13 protein-coding genes are annotated in these 19,282 nt (G+C 61.8%); 6 read left to right on the plus strand and 7 right to left on the minus strand.

The window, feature by feature from the left end:
* Nucleotides 1-21 precede the first annotated feature (21 nt).
* Both BJ6T_RS35945 and BJ6T_RS35950 read left to right on the plus strand, forming a co-directional pair.
* Complete coding sequence (locus BJ6T_RS35945) at nucleotides 22-1,233, plus strand: glycosyltransferase family 4 protein (protein ID WP_014497506.1); 1,212 nt, start codon at nucleotides 22-24, stop codon at nucleotides 1,231-1,233.
* Nucleotides 1,234-1,304: 71 nt separating this feature from the next.
* Nucleotides 1,305-2,696 carry a hypothetical protein gene (locus BJ6T_RS35950; protein WP_014497507.1) on the plus strand — a complete coding sequence of 464 codons (1,392 nt, stop codon included), beginning with the start codon at nucleotides 1,305-1,307 and terminating at the stop codon, nucleotides 2,694-2,696.
* 3 nt (nucleotides 2,697-2,699) lie between these two features.
* On the opposite strand, the gene BJ6T_RS35955 is transcribed toward BJ6T_RS35950, so the two are convergent.
* Complete coding sequence (locus tag BJ6T_RS35955) at nucleotides 2,700-3,923, minus strand: glycosyltransferase family 4 protein (protein WP_014497508.1); 1,224 nt, start codon at nucleotides 3,921-3,923, stop codon at nucleotides 2,700-2,702.
* Between the two features lie 977 nt (nucleotides 3,924-4,900).
* Between BJ6T_RS35955 and BJ6T_RS35960 the strand changes: the two genes are divergently transcribed.
* Nucleotides 4,901-9,259 carry a hypothetical protein gene (locus BJ6T_RS35960; RefSeq protein ID WP_014497509.1) on the plus strand — a complete coding sequence of 1,453 codons (4,359 nt, stop codon included), beginning with the start codon at nucleotides 4,901-4,903 and terminating at the stop codon, nucleotides 9,257-9,259.
* Nucleotides 9,260-9,319: 60 nt separating this feature from the next.
* On the opposite strand, the gene BJ6T_RS35965 is transcribed toward BJ6T_RS35960, so the two are convergent.
* From BJ6T_RS35965 to BJ6T_RS35990, 6 genes are all read right to left on the minus strand, one after another.
* The gene (locus BJ6T_RS35965) at nucleotides 9,320-10,057 is read right to left on the minus strand and encodes a class I SAM-dependent methyltransferase (protein WP_014497510.1); all 738 of its coding nucleotides are present in this window, start codon (nucleotides 10,055-10,057) and stop codon (nucleotides 9,320-9,322) included.
* 137 nt (nucleotides 10,058-10,194) lie between these two features.
* The gene (locus BJ6T_RS35970) at nucleotides 10,195-10,764 is read right to left on the minus strand and encodes a serine O-acetyltransferase (protein WP_225895012.1); all 570 of its coding nucleotides are present in this window, start codon (nucleotides 10,762-10,764) and stop codon (nucleotides 10,195-10,197) included.
* A gap of 13 nt (nucleotides 10,765-10,777) precedes the next feature.
* Complete coding sequence (locus BJ6T_RS35975; protein WP_014497512.1) at nucleotides 10,778-12,232, minus strand: lipopolysaccharide biosynthesis protein; 1,455 nt, start codon at nucleotides 12,230-12,232, stop codon at nucleotides 10,778-10,780.
* Between the two features lie 48 nt (nucleotides 12,233-12,280).
* Nucleotides 12,281-13,333 (minus strand): acyltransferase family protein, encoded by a 1,053-nt coding sequence (locus tag BJ6T_RS35980; RefSeq protein ID WP_014497513.1) that lies wholly within the window; start codon nucleotides 13,331-13,333, stop codon nucleotides 12,281-12,283.
* Between the two features lie 88 nt (nucleotides 13,334-13,421).
* Nucleotides 13,422-14,774 (minus strand): hypothetical protein, encoded by a 1,353-nt coding sequence (locus BJ6T_RS35985; protein WP_028170070.1) that lies wholly within the window; start codon nucleotides 14,772-14,774, stop codon nucleotides 13,422-13,424.
* Between the two features lie 5 nt (nucleotides 14,775-14,779).
* Nucleotides 14,780-15,970 (minus strand): acyltransferase family protein, encoded by a 1,191-nt coding sequence (locus tag BJ6T_RS35990; RefSeq protein ID WP_014497515.1) that lies wholly within the window; start codon nucleotides 15,968-15,970, stop codon nucleotides 14,780-14,782.
* A gap of 365 nt (nucleotides 15,971-16,335) precedes the next feature.
* Here BJ6T_RS35990 and BJ6T_RS35995 point away from each other — a divergent pair, with 365 nt between their 5' ends.
* The 3 genes from BJ6T_RS35995 to BJ6T_RS36005 all read left to right on the plus strand — a co-directional run bounded on the left by BJ6T_RS35995 (nucleotide 16,336) and on the right by BJ6T_RS36005 (nucleotide 19,195).
* The gene (locus BJ6T_RS35995; RefSeq protein WP_014497516.1) at nucleotides 16,336-17,721 is read left to right on the plus strand and encodes an O-antigen ligase family protein; all 1,386 of its coding nucleotides are present in this window, start codon (nucleotides 16,336-16,338) and stop codon (nucleotides 17,719-17,721) included.
* 43 nt (nucleotides 17,722-17,764) lie between these two features.
* A complete protein-coding gene (locus BJ6T_RS36000; protein ID WP_028170069.1) occupies nucleotides 17,765-18,409 on the plus strand; it encodes a hypothetical protein in 645 nt (214 codons plus the stop codon).
* A gap of 144 nt (nucleotides 18,410-18,553) precedes the next feature.
* A complete protein-coding gene (locus BJ6T_RS36005) occupies nucleotides 18,554-19,195 on the plus strand; it encodes a transglutaminase-like cysteine peptidase (RefSeq protein ID WP_014497518.1) in 642 nt (213 codons plus the stop codon).
* Nucleotides 19,196-19,282 lie beyond the last annotated feature (87 nt).

The raw sequence follows: 19,282 nt of genomic DNA on the forward strand, positions 1-19,282 counted from the left end.
ATAGCTGGACAGACCTTTTCGATGAAGATCCTTATCACGTCATCCCTCTATCCGACGCCGTTGGCACCGAAAGTGGTCGGGGGCGCGGAAACGTTCGTCCGCCGCCTCGCCGAGACCCTGGTCGGGCAGAACGACGGCGTGGAAGTGATACGAGCCGCGTCCGCATCGAACCAGCAGATGGAGACCTGCAACGGCATCGACGTGTATTCGGCGCCCGTACACAACATCTATTTCCCTTTCGCCAAACAGCATAGCTCACCGGTGCGCGGCATCTGGCACGCGATCGAGGACTGGCAGACAATGTCGGAGCTCGTTGCGGCGCGCATCAAGGCCTTCAAGCCCGACATCCTGCACTCGAACAATCTCTCCGGCCTGACGACCGCGGTGTGGCGGACCGCCGCCGAGCTCGGCATTCCGGTCCTGCACACGCTTCACGACTATTATCTCACCTGCCCGCGCTGCTCGCGCTTCTCGGACGGACATGCCTGCGAGTCGAGCTGCATGAGCTGTCAGATCCTGACCCTTCGCCGTCGCGGGGCGACGCGACATCTGGACGCCGTCGTCGGCGTCAGCCAGCGCATTCTCGACATCCATACCCAGCTCGGCCTGTTCACGCAGACACCGCTGAAGATCGTCATTCGAAACGCCTCGACCGCCGACGTCGGCAACGCAGACGCCGCGATGGTCGACGGCACCGTCACGTTCGGCTTCATCGGACGCCTGACCGAAGAGAAGGGCATCTACAATCTCGTTCGCGCCATCGCGACGATTCCGCCTGACCGGTTTCGGCTCGTCATCGCAGGCCACACAACCGAGAGCCAGCAGAAGCAGCTCAAGGCGCTCGCTCCGAATGCACGGATCGAATTTCTCGGCTTCGTACAGCCGAAGCAGTTTTACGAACAGGTGAACGTCGTGGTCGTACCCTCGGTCTGGGAAGATCCCTGCCCGCTCGTCGTGGCCGACGCGCAGGCCGCCTGCAAACCCCTGCTCGGCACGCCGTTCGGCGGCATTCAGGAAGCGATCAAGCCCGGCGTGACCGGCTGGCTGACGTCGCCCGATCCCGCCTCGATCGCCAAAAGCATTTCGGCGATCATCGAAGCGCCGCAGCAGATCGTGGAGATGAGGGAGCGATTGAAGTCCGGCATCGACAAATGGGTTTTTGACGACGTCGTCGCCGGCTATCGCAACGTCTACGACGAGCTCACGCGCGGCCGCGGCACGCCTCGCACATAGCCGATTCCGACGCAGATGCCGCCAATGGCCCTCAACCATCCCGCCATGTTCTTTCTCACGCATTGCCTGACATGATCAGCCTGCTCGCATTCGGCAGCTATATCTACCAGAGTGCGTCCGCGATCATTCTGATCTTCGCCGTCAGCCATATCCTCTCGCCGGCCCAGTACACCTCGTTCTCGCTGGCGCTGGCGACGAGCCAGTTGTTCTGCGTCTTCGTGTTCGAATGGCTGCAGCTGGCCGGCGTTCGTTTCCTTGCCGCAGCTTCCGGAGAAGAGGCCGCGCGCCTGCGGTTCTCGCTGTTCAGCGCCGGGCTGCTGAGCGCGCTGGTGCTGCTGCTCGTCGGCGGCGTGGCGGGACTACTGGGCACGCTCGAGACGAGCGTCGTCGCCCTCGCGCTGGCGATGGCCGTGCTGCAAGGCGCCACCGACCTCTATTTCATGATCGTCCGCGTGTCCGACCGGCTGGGGACCGCGTCCATGCTCCTGATCCTGCGTGCCAGCGTGCTTCTGGCCGGCGCCGTCGCGGGCGCGCTGCTCCACGGCACGGCTGCAGCGACGCTGTGCGGCATGGCCGCGAGCTACGGCGCGGTGCTTCTCCTGAGCCTGGTCGTGCATCGCACTTCGCTACGGCGCGCGTCGCGACACGCCATGCTGACCGACTGGGGCAATTTCTGCCGCTACGGCATCATGGCTGCCGCCGCCTCCGTCATTCATCTCTCCGTACCCGTCACCTTGCGCCTGATCGTGATCGCCACGCTCGGCCGGGCATCGACCGGAGCGGCCGGCTTCTCGATGGCGATCGACCTCCTGCAACGACCGTTCTCGGTCCTGGTGGCCGCCATTCACACCGTCTGCTATCCCAATGTCGTGGTCCAGTTCGAGCGCGGCGTCGACGGCGAAGCGCGCAGGGCCACCGCCCGCATGCTCGAATTCATCCTCTGCGCGACGATCGTGATGCTGGGCGGGCTGATCGGCCTCCTGCCCGACGCGGCGCATCTGTTCGTGCCCGCCGATCTGCTGGTCGATTTCCTCAACGCGGCGCCGGTCGCGGCGATCTTCTACTTCCTCCACACCCACCTTCAGGCCACGCTCGCGATCGTGCCGCATCTGACCAAATCGGCGATGAGGCTTGTGGTCGTCGCAGCGTGCCAGCTGCTGCTGGTGTCGGCGGCGTCCTCGATCGGCGCGCTGCTTCACATATCGGTGGCGGGACAGATCGCGAGCGCGGCCTTGGCCACCGCGCTCATCATCCTCTTCGCCAGCGGTCCGCTGATCCGGTTCAGGGCGGCGCCAAAGGCGCTGCTGATCCTGGAAGCGACCGTCGCGGCCGCCGCGATCGCGATGCTCGCGGCAGCTCCGTCGGACTCCCTGACCTGGCTCGCGGGAAAGATCGTCTTTGCCGGCCTCGCCGTCGTTCTGGTGACGTGGCGAGGCGATCTGCTGGCCTCCGCACGCAGTTAAGATTTAGGCCTTCACCGCGTGAGCCAGCGCGTTGCCGCTGGTATCGCCGGTCAAACCGTAGATTCTGAGGGTCTCGTCGACCATCGGCCCGACACCGAAATATTGCTGGGCGCGCGCAAGAGCATTGCGCGACAGCGCGGCGCGCATCGCAGGGTCGGCCACCTTCTCGAGCGCACCGACGAGCGCGTCGACGTCCTCGAACGGCACGATGAAGCCGGTCTGGCCCTGGATGATCTGATCAGTCGCGCCGCCCGCCGGGGTCCGGACCGGAACGAGGCCCGTCGCCATGGCCTCGGCAACGCCGAGCGGAAATCCCTCGAACCGGCTCGGCAGCGCGAACACGTCGGCGGCCCAGAGGATTTCGCGGACGTCACCCATGAACCCGAGGAACTTGAAGGTGTCCTTGTCCTTCTCGCCGGCATAGGCGAACGACTTGATTTCCTTCTCGCGCTCGGCTCCGCCGCTGCCGACAAAGTAGCATTTGATGTCGATCGGCGAAGAACTGGCGCTGTCGCGGATCTTGCGCGCCGCCTTGATGAGGAGATCGTGGCCCTTCACCCAGGCGAGACGGGCCGCCAGCAGACACATGAACTCACCGTCGGCGACGCCGAATTTCGCGCGCGCATCGCGGCGCTCGGCATCCGAGGGCGGGCGGAAGTGAACCGTGTCGACGCCACCATAGACCTTGGCGATCCGGCTCTTGCCGAACAGCACGTAGCGGCGCAGATGCCGGAGCGATTCCTCCGACATCAGGATGAGGGTGTGGGGAAAGAAGAGGTTGAAGAACAGGACCTGGACCGGGCTGAAGGTGGATTGCGGCGCATTCTGGACCTTCTCGATGTTCCCGAGCACCGAGGGATGATAGGTCGCAACGCAGCGCGCGCCGGTGAGCAGCGCCAGCAGCCTGCCCCACATCAGCATGCCCAGCCCGTGGACGTTGATCACGGTGATGTTGTTCTTCCGGATTAGCTTCAACAGCCGCATGAAGATCGACAGCGAGGGCAACTTCCGAAGTCCCGGAACGACGTGCCATTCCTTGACGGCCGCCGCCAGCTTCTGACGCTTGTATTCGGACTTCTCGTCCGAGCGCACGGCGCCTGAGACCAGGTGGATCTGCACGCCCCGGCCATGCAATCCCGTGGCCAGGGTCTCGCAATAGGATGCAATCCCGTCATTGCAATTCACGACCTCAACCAGAAACATGACATTCGGGGCGGGATCTTGCATGGGAATGGCCTTACTCCGTTCAATCGACGACAATTCGGTCAGTGCTTAGCGGCAAATTCCATGCCGTGCCAGCGGTTTGCCCGCAACAGCATTGCGCGCCTAACATATTGACGTTGCGGATCTGCGACACTCCGCCCCGGCACTGCAGACGACGTCCGAAGTCCGCTTCTCGGGTTCGCGCCTTCCGCCCGAAGTCGGCGTTCCCTTCAAATTCCGCAAGCAACTCCCGGTTGAAACGTCCCCCGGCCCCTTGCCCGCCGAGTCCGCGACCGATTGTCCCGCCGTCAATGCACCGATCGCCGCACCTCGTGCACAAAGATTGGACCTCTCATCCGGTCGATGACGTTCGTTCGACTGACCCTGCACCTCGACGAGGCGTTTCTTCATCGGTCAAAGACGGACTCGATATCCTTCTGCACGGACGTCGACACGAATGTCGCAGCGAGGAGAGAAAACAAAACTCCAATAGCGAGTTCCGTAGATGTACTTTCTCGTTTCCCGACTGCACGCGGGAAAATTCGGAAGCACGCTGCAAGCCTTCAACGCCCGAACAACTGTCACATTCGAAGATCAATCGATATTTTTTTCGATCGTGACTCTCAGGCAACTCGATCCGCCCACGCCACAGGCTTAACGGCGCTTAACACAATAGATTCGAAGCAAGAGATTCGAAGCAAGGCTGCTCGCGCGACAAGCAAATGCGTTTCGATTAGGCATCGGCACAACATCGATCGAACATCGTCGTTGCATCGCCATTCGAACGTCACGCTGCAAGCACATTGCCGTGGTCTTCATCGATCAATCTCAGTCCACGCAGATTCGTGCGCTGTGGGCGTCGCGCAGGAAGCGTCGGTGAAAAAATCTCCGGGTGCTTCCATTTTTACCGATCTCACCAACTCGAAAAACAGAGATTGGCCGATACGACAGACGCTGGCGGCACCGAACTCTCGCGTTTCAGAAAAGGCTCCGAAATACCGATGACTACCGCATCACCAGATCAGACGATCCTGTCGGCGAGCACCTTTGTCAGTTCCATCGGCGTCAATGTTCACGTTGGATATTCCTGGGGCGCCTACGACAACCTCGCCCTCGTCGAGGACAATCTCAAATATCTCGGGGTGACGAAACTGCGGGGCGGACTCGCCACGAGCCCGGAAGCGCAACCGATCGTCGAGGGACTTGCGAAGGACGGTTACAAATTCGACCTCGTGGTTCCGTCGGGCGTTCCGGCCGGCGGCGCGGCTGCGCTCCAGTCTTATCTGGAATCCGTCAAGGAGTTCGCGGCCAGCCATCCCGGCAGCGTCATCGCGCTGGAAGGCCTCAACGAGGTCAACATCCAGGGCTTCAGCTATAACGGGAGCTCGAGCGTCTCGGCCGCGGCGCAGTTCCAGGCTGTCTATTATAACGCCATCAAGGCGGACGCCGCGCTCAAGGACATCCCCGTCTACAATTTGTCGATCGGCTATAATGACTCGGCCGACTACGCCAATCTCGGAAACATGTCGGGGTCGACCGACTACGCCAACTCTCACGCCTATGTCAGCACCGGCCTGACACCCGAAACCGCCCTCGAGCAATTGCTCGGTAACGCCACGTCGGTCACCGGCGGCAAACCGGTCGTGATCACCGAGACCGGCTATACGACCAAGAGCGATACCCCGTATGTCGGCGCCAGCGAGAACGTACAGGCGAAATCGATCCTGAACACGCTGGTCGATGCCTACAAGGACGGCGTCAGCACCACCTATCTCTATCAATTGCTCGACGCCTCGGCGAGCAACGACCCTACGGATCCCGAATCGCACTGGGGCCTGTTCAACGCCGACGGAACCCCGAAGCTCGCGGCGACAGCAGTCCACAATCTGACGACGATCCTGGCCGACGACGGCAAGGGCGGCCACACGCCGACTGCCTCGCTCAACTATACGCTCGACAACATGCCGGCGAGCGGGAACAGCATGGTTCTCGGCAAGAGCAACGGCGCCTATGAGCTCGTGGTCTGGGCGGAACCCAAGGTCTGGAACGACGCCACCGACACCGAGATCGCGAATCCAACGACGTCGGTTACCGTCAACCTGGGCAGCGTCCACCACCTGATCAACGTCTATGATCCGCTGAAGGGCAGCTCGCCGATCGCGACCTACACCGATGTCAGCCAGATCGTGGTTCCGATCACGGACCATCCGCTCATCATCGAGATCGACGCTCCCACAGGAGGCGGCTCTGCACCGCCCGCCGTGACCGACGTCAGCGGAACCGCCGCCGACATCGTGTCGCAGATGTCCGACCTGAATGCCTCGGATTCGCTCAAGACCATCACGCTCACCGACACCCACGTGCTTCCGGTCGCCTCCGATGCGACCATGGCGTACATGATCTCGCATTACGGGAAGGCGCTCGCGGCCATCCAGGGCGGCTACCAGTTCTCGATCACCAACTCGACCGACACCTGGAGCGTGACCAGGGTCTACGACTCCTCCGCAAAGCTTCTGTCGACCAGCACGTCCAACTTCACCGACGGCGTCATCACCAGCAAAGTGACCCTCAATACCGACGGCTCGTCGGAGAACATCGCCTATACCGGCGGCAAGATGGTGCGTGACGTCACCGTCTCGGCGATCGGCGACAAGGACACCAAGACCTACGATACGAGCGGCAATCTCATCGCGGACCTCGTCCAGAACAAGGACGGCTCGTCCTCGAACACGCTCTATTCGAACGGCGTCAAGACCAAGGTCTACGTCACCAATGCCGACCGCACCCACGACAACTACTATTACAACATCACCGGCCAGTCCTATACCACCGAGCACGACCAGCTCGACGCGGGCGGGAAGCTTCTATCAGTCGTCCGGATGCATGCCGACGGCTCCATGGCCTACAGCCAGGTCTACAACAGCGACGGCAGCAAGGTCACGACCCAGTACGACGCCACGGGCCACAAGACCTCCGTCGTCACCGTGACGTCGACGGCGACCAGCACCGATTTCTACACCACAGCCGGCTTGATCAAGCAGCAGGTCGTGCAGACGACCTCCGGCAACGTGACCACGACCAACTACAACGGCTCGCTGCTGGCGTCGGTCTACGTGGTCAACGCCGACGGGTCGAAGCAGTCGAAATTGTACGACGCCAAGGGCGTCATCGCGAGCGACCTGGTCCAGAATGCCGACGGCTCGTCGTCGAACACGGTCTATTCGGCGGGTGTCAAGACCAAGACCTACGTCACCAACGCCGACGGCAGCAGCGACAATTACTATTTCAACATCACCGGCCAGTCCTATACCGGTGAGCACGACCATCTCGATGCGAGCGGAAAGCTGGTGTCCGTCAGCCGCACGCATGCCGACGGCACCATGGCCTACAGCCAGGTCTTCAACAGCGACGGCAGCAAGGTCACGACCCAGTACGACTCGACCGGCCACAAGACCTCGGCCATCACCATCACGTCGACGGCCACCACGACCAATTTCTATACCGCCGCGGGCACGCTCAAGCAGCAGGTGGTGCAGACGACCTCCGGCAACGTGACCACGACCAACTACAACGGCTCGCTGCTGGCGTCGGTCTACGTGGTCAACGCCGACGGGTCGAAGCAGTCGAAGCTGTACGATTCCAACGGCATCATCGCGAGCGACCTGATCCAGAACAAGGACAGCTCGTCCTCGAACACGCTCTACACGGCCGGCGTCAAGACCAAGGTCTATGGCACCAATGCCGACGGCAGCCGCGACAACTACTATTACAACATCACCGGCCAGTCCTATACCAACGAGCACGACCACATCGATCCGAGCGGAAAGCTGCTTCTGGTCAGCCGTACCCATGCCGACGGCTCGATGGCCTATAGCCAGGTGATCAACAGCGACGGCAGCAAGGTCACGACCCAGTACGACTCCACCGGTCACAAGACCTCGGTCGTCACTGTCACGTCGTCGAGCACGACGACCGACACCTACGACCCGTCATCCGGAGTACTGAAGCAGGAGATCGTCAAGACGAGCTCCGGCACCACCACGACGAACTACAATGGCACGCTGCTAGCGTCGGTCTACGTGGTCAACGCCGACGGGTCGAAGGATACCAAGCTGTACGATTCCAGCGGCAAGCTCGCCAGCGATCTGGTCCAAAACAAGGACGGCTCGTCCTCGAACACGGTCTATTCGGCCGGCGTCAAGACGAAGCTCTACGTCACCAATGCCGACGGCAGCCATGACAACACCTTCTACAACATCACGGGCCAGAGCTATACGACCGAGATCCAGCACCTCACCGCCGCCGGCGCACTTACGGTCCTGACCCGCCTTCATGCCGATGATACGCTTGCCTACAAGCAGGTGATCAACAGCGACGGCAGCAAGGTCACCGACCTCTACGACAGCACCGGCCACAAGACGAGCGAGATCCACAACAACGCCGATGGATCGACCACGACGGACACGTACAACTCGTCGGGAGCTCTGGTCCAGGACGTTCACAAGACCGCGGGCGGCGACGTGACGACGACGAACTACGTGAATGGTTTGAACTCGTCGATCTACATCGTGAACGCCGACGGCACCAAGGAGACCAAGCTGTTCGACAGCAATGGCAGCCTCACCAGCGACTACGTGCTGAACAAGGACGGCTCGAACTCGACGACCGTGTATGCGTCTGGCGTCAAGTCCGCGGTCTACGTCAACAACGCCGACGGCTCGCACGACAATACGAAGTACAACATCACCGGCCAGAGCTACGTCACGGAGCAGCAGCACATCGACGCGGCGGGCAAGATGACGTCGATCACCCGTTCGCACGCAGACGGCACGCTCGACTATACGCAGGTCGTCAAGTCGGACGGCAGCAAGGTCACCGACGTCTACGACAGCACCGGGGTCAAGACGACCGAAATCCTCAACAACGCCGATGGAACGTCTGACGTCTTCAAGTTCAAGGTCTCCGGCCTGCCGGGCGCCGTCGAGCACGACAGCTACAATACCAGCGGCTCGCTGCTCTCGATCGACGTCCTCAACACCGATGGGACCCACGCCGTCACGGCGGTGACTGCGGGACAGACACTGGCCGGCGGCAGCGGCAACGACATCTTCTCCGCGGCGCCGGGCACGACCACGGTCATGTTCGACGGCGGCAACGACCAGATCAAGAGCTTCCACGCCGGAACCGCGGCGAACCACGACACGATCGAAATCCTGAAATCACTGGTGGCCGACTACAGCCACCTGCAGATTTCGCAATCAGGCTCGGACACGCTGATCCAGCTCACTTCGGCCGATTCCATCCTGTTGAAGAATGTGAACTCGGCCAACCTGGACCACGGCAACTTCCTGTTCGTCTGATGCCGAAACCAGCTGGCAGGCCACCCCTGCCAGCTGATCAGGACGACGGGGGAAGCAAGGTCAGTGCGGCCGCGCGGGTGTGGCCGTACCGATGAAGATGATATCCTCGGCGAGCAGCGGAAGCTGCCGCAGCAGCATCGACTTCAGCTTTCCGGCGCGCATGAAGGTCGCCATCTTCACCTCGACCGGCGCATAGCCGGCATCGATTGCGACCTTGGCGATCGTGTAGGGCGTGAAGAAGAACCGGTGATCGCTGTTGATCGTCTCGACGTTCTTCAAGATGCCCTTGATGTTGCCGCCTCTGAAGGCGTTCGGAACGGTGATCACGATCTGATCGACGACGTCGCCGTAATTCTCCCTGAAGCGCGACAGGAACGAGACCGGATTCGGAATGTGCTCGACGACTTCGCCAAACACGGCGATGTCGAACTTCCGGCCGGATATTGCGTCGACCTTCTGGCCGGACGTCACGTCGCCCGCGACCATGTTGTCGAGCCCGGAAATCCGCGACGCCTCCCGCACCGCATCCGCATCGATGTCGACGCCGACGGTGTATTCGGAACACTCGGTGATCAGGCCGTGCAGCCAGTCCCGGTTGTCGATCTTTCGTTTGATCAGCGGCAGATGGTCACAGCATCCGACATGCAGGACGCGCTTGCCCCGACAAATGTCCACGAGGACGTCGCATCTGTATCTGACGTCGCCGTCGCCCCGATATTGTACGACGATGGTGTCTTTGAACTTCGAGCCGTCGAGATAGGGATAGACCTGCGAAAAATCGGTAATGATCGACGACATGGGCTTGCTTCCTGTGTCTGAGACGTTTCCGGACACAACTATACATGGCAAGCAATCAGAATTGTGACCGGACTGCGCAGGCGGACGAAACGCGGACCGCGCATCGCCGGGAACCCGCGCCGTCGGTTCGCGGTCCGTCAGGCGCGCAGGCGACCTGGCGCTTCCGAGCGCACGATCCGCGCAGGTGCTCCCGCGGCAACGGAATGCGGCGGGACGTCACGCGTCACGACCGCGTTGGCGGCAACGTTTGCTCCCGCGCCAATCGAAGTCGGGCCAACGATCACGGCGCCGGTGTAGATGACGGCGCCGTCGCCGATGGTCGGGCAACCCGGTTCATCCCAGGCACGCCGGCCGAGCGTGACGTTGTGATAAAGCATCACGGAACGACCGATCCGCGCCCCCTCGCCGATCACGACGCCGGTCGGATGCGGCAAGATCAGCCCTGGACCGATCTCCGCGAGAACCGAGATGTAGCAGCCGCGCCGCATCAGCGCCCGCACGAGCAGCCAGGTGATCTGATGTCCCCAGCGTGTCTGGAATCGCAGCATCTTGGCGATGCGCCAGGTCGTGATCACGGCAAAGCCCGGGCTCGTCAGCATGGCGACGAAAGCGGCAGCCACACCGGACCTGCCGGTGTTCGCCATCAGGTCCTCGCGCCACGGAATTCCCGCTTGGGACTTGCCGCTCATTTCCTCAACTGATGACATCAAACGATCTCTACTAACCTGCCGAGGAAACATTCGCCTGTATCGACGGAACCGATCCGCCGAGCAGCGACTGCATGCTGTTCCAGATACGACGCCTGAATATCACGTAGCTGCCAAGCACGATCAGCGCATAGACGCCCGTCGCCAGCAGCCAATGTGACAGGCTTGCGACGTCTCCCTTCGTGGCGACGAGCGCACACAATGCACCGAGCGCGGTGGCGACGGTGGCCGGCATCAGGGCGCCCAACAAAGAAGCATAGGGGATCGCGCAGTTGCGGGCGCCAATCATCAGCATCAGGACGCAAACGAGGATCGATACGATCAGGTACACGACCGCCACGGCCGTGAGCCCGAACGGCAACGCCACGACAAAGGCAAGGATCATGCTGGCACTGTTTGCGGTGCTCACCCAGAACTGGAGCCGGGCCTTGTTGTGAGCCAGCAGAATCGGCCCGGCATAGGCCGCAATCGACTGCGCCGCGCCTGCGGGCGCGAGGATAGCAATCAGCGGCAGGACTTCCTGCCAATGCGCCGAGAGGAACGTCGCAACGGGATATTTCAGCCCGAACGTCAGGTAGATCATTGCCGGGAATGTGATCATCGCGGTCATGCCAAGCACCGCGCAGATCGCCGCCCTGCGCCGCTCCTGTTCCCGCTCGCCGTGCATCCGGCTCAGGGTGGCCATCAGAACGCCGCCGCCCGGCCACGACAGGATCATCAGCGGAAGCGTCATGAACTGGAAGGCGAGACCGAACAGGCCGACCGCCGCCGCGCCGAGCTTGGCGCCGATCATGAGATTGCCGACGTTGCGCGCAGTGAAGTTGAGGACGTTCGAGGCCAGCACCCAACCGCCGAACGACAGCATCAGGGCGACGCCGCGCCATTTGAAGCACAGTTGGATGTGGCGCCTGGTGTTCACATAGAAGGCGACGGCGCGCACCGCCTGCATCAGGACATAGTATGCGATCAGCGCCCAGATTCCCCATCCGAGCAGGGCTCCGGCCACGCCCACCGTCGCGGAAGCCAGAGCCGCGCCGGCTTCGATCAAGGCGATGGTCTGATATTGCAGGGAGCGCTCCAGGACCGCGCGCGGCCCCATCGCGGAAATGGACAAGACGACCGAACCGGACAGAGCAGCCAGCACGGACGGCAGCCCCTGCATGTCGACGGCAGCCCCCAGCGGTTTCGAGGCGGCGGCCAGCACCAGGGCACAACCAATCCCGATCGCGACCATCAGAGTCGTCGCCGCGCCGGCTTCCTCCCTGGTGAGCGACGTCCGCTGGATCATCGCGCTCGACAGACCAAGGTCGGTCAGCATGGAGATGAAGGCGATGAACGGCAGCGAAAACGCCACGAGCCCGAATTCCGTGGGCGTCACGAAATAGGTGATCAGCAGCGTGATGAGGAACTGAACGGCCGACTTCACGACGTTCACGCTCGACATCGAGAGCAGATTCTTGATGATCATGACGTCTCTCGTACGTGATCGGGCTGAAACGATTGCGAAGGGACGCGCTCAGGCGACATAGCGAGCTTCACGGCGCACTCCGAACAACAGGCCCCGCAGCGCCGGATCGAGCAAGCGGCGGAGTCTCACTTCGATCAGCTCGTAACTGACCGTTCCCGCTATCAGTGCGGCAATCAGGCCGAGGCCCGCGAACCCGGCCCAGAGGAGCCAGAGATTGACGCCATGCGCGGCCAGCTTCACTCCGATGACCTGCAACGGAAATAACGCAAAAGGATGGACCAAATAGAGGCTGTAGCTGATCTTTCCGAGGAACTGCAGGAATCTGCCGCTCAAAGCGGCGGCAATTCCGGAGTCCGGAGCAAGGACCATTCCAAACAGCAGCGCGCCCGGCAGCAGCCCGACCAGCGGATGCGCATATTCGATCGACACGTACATCGCGATCCCGCAAAGGACGCCCGCCAGCAATCCGGGCCAGCCGACGACGCGGATCCGCAAATCGATCAGGCTGAACAACAGCCCGACCAGAAAGAACGCGGCGATCGGCCGAAAGGCGATGCCCGCGAGACCGAGCAGGATGAACGGCGCCGCCAGCAGCCAGTTCCTTCGCTGCACCAACATCACGAAGATCACCGCGAACAGAATGTAGAACGCCCATTCGTAGCTCAGTGTCCACGCATTCTGCTGGCCGATCGGCAATCCCAGCGCGTCCGGCAGGAACGCCAGATTGACGAAGAACAGCTTGAGATAGGTCGGCAGATCGATCCCCTTGAAGAACTTGTAGCCAACCAGGGGGCCTGCCGTGAACAGGATCAGGTGCAGGATGACGAACACGGGCAGGATTCGCAGGGCGCGATCGAGAAAGAACTTCCCGACGCTGCGGTGACGCATCAGGCTCGCCGGAATCAGGAAGCCGCTGATCATGAAGAACAGCTCGACCCCGTGCCCGCCCATGTTGACCGTCGCTTCCAGCCACGGCCAGATCGGAGGCAGGAAGCCCGCCAGAAGCGGCATGTCCTGAAGATGGACGATCAGCACGGTGAGCGCGGCGACGCCGCGCAGCCCCTGAATCGCCTCCACGAAATTCTTGCTGTCTGCGCTCACCGCCGCGATCCGATATCAAGATGAAGGAAGGTTGCGGACCAGAGCCCGTGCTGCGCATTGCAGCTCATTGCATGCGGCAACATCGCGATCATGCCGGCCGCGAAACCAGATCGTCGACGTCAGGCGCGAGCGGCGCCGCGTCCGCGACGGACTCGTCGCGTCTCTCTCGGGCGAAGACTTCGCTGAAGGCGACGCCGAGCATGATCAGGCCGCTTGCCGGACCATAGGCCAGAACCGTGATGGTGAAGAGATTCATGGCCACCGCGAAAGACAGCTTGTAGATGTCCCTGGTCCTTGCGACCGCGAGGATGACCATGACCATGAACAACACGAAGATCGGCCCGAACATCAGGTAGGTGCCGAGGTAGAAATTATCCACCGGAACGTAATAGCTGAGCTTGTTCGAGAACAGCAGCTGCGGATAGTTGAAGCAACCGAGGCCGCAACCGACGAAGAAGCCGACCGGCATGAGATCGGCCATGTAGACGAACGGCAACTGCCAGCTGTTGTTGACGCGGTCCTGCAGGCTGAACAGACCGCGCGACATGCTGACAAGCCCGTTGCCGGAGAACAGCGCGATCAGCACCGCAGGCACGAGGATCGACAGGAACGACAGCAGCGCCATGCGCCGGAGCATGGGAAACTTCTCACGCTCGGGAACGAGGCGAACGATGATCAGGCAAGCGATGTAGATCACCATCACGCCGAGCGACGTCTTGTTCGTGGTCAATTTGATGGCGTAGAGACCGATCGGGGCCCAGAACAGGCACCACAGCAGGCTCCGGCGCACCGAGCTGATCGTGAACGAAATGAACACGAAGAATGCGGCCATCGTGCTGTCGGCGGCCAGCCCCGCCAGGCGCGTCTCGGACGCCGACCACCACAGCCGCGTCGCCTGCCGCGTCGTGCCGAAAGTCTCGTACGCATATCCCACCCAGGGCAACTGCATGCGGGACGACAATATGATCCCGACGATCGTCAGGTAGAAGATCGGGTGAAGCCACCGCAGCAGTCGATCGTAGTCGCCGAAATTGCGCCCGCAGAAGCAGAAGCCGACGAACACCGGCGCGATCATCTTGAACGACGACATCATGCCGCTGAAATATCCCAGGAACACGTATCCGAGGTAAAGCGCAAAGCAGATGTAGAACAGCGTGAGGATCGCGACGATGTTACGTCCCATCAGGACGTAGCGCTGCACGAAGGCAAAAATGCAGACCAGCGCGAAAATGTCAGGCAGGAACCATAGCGGGCTGATCTTGAGAACGGCCAGATAATAGCGCAGCGCGCCTGCGAGCGCATCGCGGTAGAAATAGAGCAAGAGCGCGATTGCCTCGAGACTGAAGAATGCACTGCCCTCCTGCTGGTGATGCCGGGGCAAGGCCACCGGATCGACCATGCGCCAGTCCGACCTCGGTAGAGCCGAAGAGCTGCTGGACATGCCCGCTACTCCGCCGCGGCCACAGCGGGAACGGCGCGGCGATTGAAAAGCCGAAGCACGAACCGCGACCCCGGCATCTCGACCCAGAGGTAGGTGAGGTTGGAGAGCACGAGCACGGCGGCCACGAAGACGGCGAGCAGCAGCGAGGCTGCCAGTCCGGGAAGAATGTTGTCCACGATTTGCAGGCGCCCGGTGCCCACGCCACGCGCGAAGTACTGGATGAGGACAAGTATCAGCGCATGCGTCATGTAGATCGAATAGGAGCGCTTGCCCAGCCAGACCAGCGGACGGACGGACAGCAGCTTCGGCAGGAGCCGCTCCGGAAACGCCATCAGCGAGCCCAGCAGGGCGCCGAAAACGATCGGCGCCACGAAGCTGAGCCGTTCGTCGAAGCCGACGATCGAAACCAGCACGATGGCGACGACGGCCGCGCCGATCTGGCAGGCCGACTGAACGAAGGGGCTCACTGAACGACCTTTTCCCGAGACGAAACGAAGCGTGAGCACGCCGACGAAGAAGCCCAGGAAGCATCGGGTGAAGGCGTTGGTCTGGAAATCGAGCGTTTCATTCTTGAGCACGAAGATAATGAGAGCCGCGCCCATCACGGCCAGCACCGCGCTGAAAGCGTAGACGAGCTTGATGTAGCCAAGGCGCTGCGACAGGATGACGACGGCGCCAAACACGAGATAGGTGTAGAACTCCGCACTGATACTCCAGCTCGGGCCGTTCCAGCTCAGATAGTCGAGCACGCCCATAGCATGGAGCAAGAACACATTCGCGACAAACGAGTACACATTGTTAACCTGGAGATCCGCCGTCTCATTGGTCGAGAAGTGCAGCAGGTCCAGTTCGGTGAGCGTGAGCCGCATCAGGCGAAACGCCAGAAACGCGAACAGCATGACGATGTGCAGCGGATAGATGCGCGCGATACGGCGCAAGGTGAAGGTTTTGAAGTCGAACTCGCTGAACTCCGACTGCACGTAGCTCATCGAGATCACGATGCCGCTCAACACGAAGAACAAGTCGACGAAGAGCCAGGAATTGTGAAAAAACGCGACGTCGATCCAGGCGCGATGAGGCAGCGCAGCGGCGAGCGGATCCGATCCGACGAAGTGATGGACGACCACGCAGAGGGCGGCGAGGCCACGAACGCTGTCCAGCGGAACGTAGTGCGCCTTTGTTTGATGAGCTAGCACTTGATAGAGGCTCTACGATTCGACCAAAGCGAAATGCTGCGGTGCAATATAATGCCTCCACCGGGTGGTTTATTCAACTGAAAAGAGCCGCGAAGCGCCGATCTCGACCAGAACAGTGCACGACAGATGCGGCAGCAAGACGCCGGCCGGCATCTTTGCTCCGACGACATGCTCATAAACTTCAATTCAGCTTTCGTGAGGCAACGGGCATTGCGTCTGGAACAGATCAGGGCTGCACGCGCGAACCGCTGCGGTCTTGTTTGCGATGTTGCGAATGGCCATCAACGACTCAGCCTCGCATTAACTTGATCTCGCGCGAAGTTCTGGTAGCTCCATCGCGGCTGAGCTGAACGACAGAGGGGCCTTTGGGCGCGATATCGCGATTTTTCGCCACAGCCGTGTTTGTGCTGGCGCCACTTCCGCTCGGATCCCTCGACCTCGCGTGGATTTGCTTCTGGAATTTTCTGCTCGTCTGCAGCCTGCTGACCGCCGATCTTTCGGCCGTGAGCCGTCGCAATGCCATGCTGCTCATTCCATTGGCAGTGGCGATCGCCGCGGTGGGTGTCATCGTGGCGTTGCAAACGTGGAGCGATCCGTCCAGCGAATCGGCCGCGGTCTGGGAACTGCCGCGGCATTTTTTCGGCCTCGTACTGCCTGACCGTCTCTCGGTCACCGCGCGCGGAACGTGGCTGGCGTTCGGATCGGTCTTGCTGCTGTCGCTCGCCTTCACGCGCGCCGTCATTCTCGCAAGCGACGCGGGAGCCGCACGCTCGCTGCTACGCATACTGGCATGGGCGGGTTGCCTGTATGCATTGTACGGAATTCTGGCGGAGCTGATCGCGCCGGACATGGTGCTGTTCAGGCAGAAAGAAGCCTATCTGGGCTTTGCCACGGGGACCTTCGTCAATCGAAACACGGCGGCGACGTTCTGGGGCAGCTGCGCCCTGCTGTTTCTGGTGCCGCTTCTGCGCACCATGCACCGCCAGGAAGGCGGGCCGCCGGAACAACCGGATTGGCGGTCGCAGCTCGAGCAAATCCTCTCCGCGCCGGTGGCGCTCGGCGCGGGATTCGCGATCTGCACGATCGCGCTTGCCATGACCGGATCGCGCGCGGGTCTGCTGCTGTCGGTCGGCACGTTCGTGCTGGCCATCATCCTTTATCTCGTGCCGCTCGAGCTCGGCAGATCGCGGAAGTGGCTGGTCCTCGGCGGCTCAGCGGCAGCAGGGCTCGTGCTCCTGCAGCTCGTAGGCGGCCTCGTGGCGGGGCGAATCGTCGAACACGGGCTGATCGATCCGCAGCGGCTTGCCGCCTACCAGGCGTCATTAGGGATCATCGCCGATCATCGGCTGCTCGGTGTCGGGCTCGGCAATTTCGAAGCTGTTTTTCCCGCCATCAGACCCGCAACGCTCGGCAGTCTCGGCATCTGGGACCGCGCTCACAGCACGCCGCTGGAAATTGCCGTTGAATTAGGCATTCCCGCCTTCGCCGTCATCGCGCTGGCCTGCCTCTGGTATCTTTACCATCTGTTTACCGGAAGCTTGCGCCGAAAGCGCGACCGCTACATACCCGTGATCGGCGCCAGCGTCGCTGTATTGGGAGTTGCACATAGCTGCATCGATTTCTCGTTGCAAATCCCCGGTTACGGCGTGTTTTTCGCAGCCATCGTCGGGTGCGGCCTCGCGCAATCGCTACCATCACAGATGCGAAAAGAACGTGGCAAATCCGTGCAAGTCGAGCTAAAGTCAAATTAATTGAAGTTTAAAGTCAAATTGATTGATGAAATGGGCAGGGGCTATGAGCTGCAATTCTGGTAGGCGCTTCACCGTGATCGTCGGAGCGCTGGCACTTTTCGCCGGAATGCCGGCTGCATTCGGCGCAACGGGCGTCAGCTCGGGCTGCGTTGCCAACACCGGCGTTGTTTCAGCCGAGCGCGCCACCGACTTTCTGGCCAATCCGGGCGGACTGCTGGACCAGTTCAAGGACGGTCAAGGCGGCCTCGCCTCGGCTGTGCGCGACCTGCTGACCGCACGTCCCGAGACGGTCGATGGCATTGCCTCGTTGGCGAAGGCCAGCAGCGCCGATCAAAGCCGCGCCATTGGCGCCGGCCTCGGCACCGCCGCTTCGGTCTGCGTCCTGTCGCAGCCCGGCGTTGCCCAGCTGATCCAGGAGGCGGTTCTCAAGACCGAGAATCCCGACCTGATCCAATCGTTCACCAGCATCACCGGCGATATCCCGACCGAAGCGACTAACGGCGCCGATCCGACGGGCGAGACCACAGCCGGCGGCGGACCTGGTTCGACCGCGGCGGAGGCACGTGGTGGCGCAGCAACCTCGACCCAACCCACGGTCGTGAATCAGAGCGGGCCCGGTCCGGCGTCACAGACGCTGTTTGCGGCGACATCGACCGCCGTTCTGACCTCGGTAAGCCCGTCGCGCTGACGGCTGGAACCGTTAACCACCCCTCCCAGGCCGGTCCCGTGACCGGCCTATTTAGCTACAATTGTAAATTTCCGCGGAACCAAAGCTCAAATCGTTTGTGAGATACCCGTAGCGTCAAAAAAGAAAACGCGAGACGGGGATGTCATGAGCTGGATTATCAAATCGCTGGTCGCGATCGGGATCGCGTCGACCGGCACCGCCGCCAAGGCCGAGATGTTGAACGACGGTTCGCTCAATCAGGCGAAGGGCGCGTTCATCCGCGAGTACGACAATGCGCTCGCGCCGCTGCAATTCGTCAAGTTCTGCATGAACAACGACGCCGAATGCGCGAGCGACGCCGCCGACCGGACGCTGCCTTCGGGCGACCGGGCGATGAGCATGCTGCGCGAGGTGAACAGCTCGGTGAACGCGTCGATCACACCGATGCAGAAATCGACCAATCCGATGGTCGCGCGCTGGAGCCTTTCGCCGTCCGCCGGCGATTGCAACGACTACGCGGTCACCAAGCGTCATCAACTGATCGAGATGGGCTGGCCCAAGTCGGCACTGCGCCTCGCAGTGGTCCTGACCAATGGCGGCCAGGGCCATCTCGTGCTGGTCGCGCGACTGGCCGACGGCGACTTCGTCCTGGACAACCTTTCCGCTTCGGTGCGCCCCTGGAACGCCGCGGATTACGAGTGGATCTCGATGCAGTCCGGCGGCAATCCGCGCTTCTGGGTCGCGATTGGCGAGCATGGCGAGCGCCTGCGGGCCACGCGTCTCGCGATGTTGCGGACCTCCGAATAGACCGCGCGAAGTTTCGCTTAACCGCTCTCAATCGCAGGTTGCGAAAGGCGCGAGGCGATGGTCTGCCAGACCGTCCCTCGCGCCTTT

Origin of the sequence: Bradyrhizobium japonicum USDA 6 (assembly GCF_000284375.1) — a bacterium.
In the GTDB taxonomy this organism is placed as follows: domain Bacteria; phylum Pseudomonadota; class Alphaproteobacteria; order Rhizobiales; family Xanthobacteraceae; genus Bradyrhizobium; species Bradyrhizobium japonicum.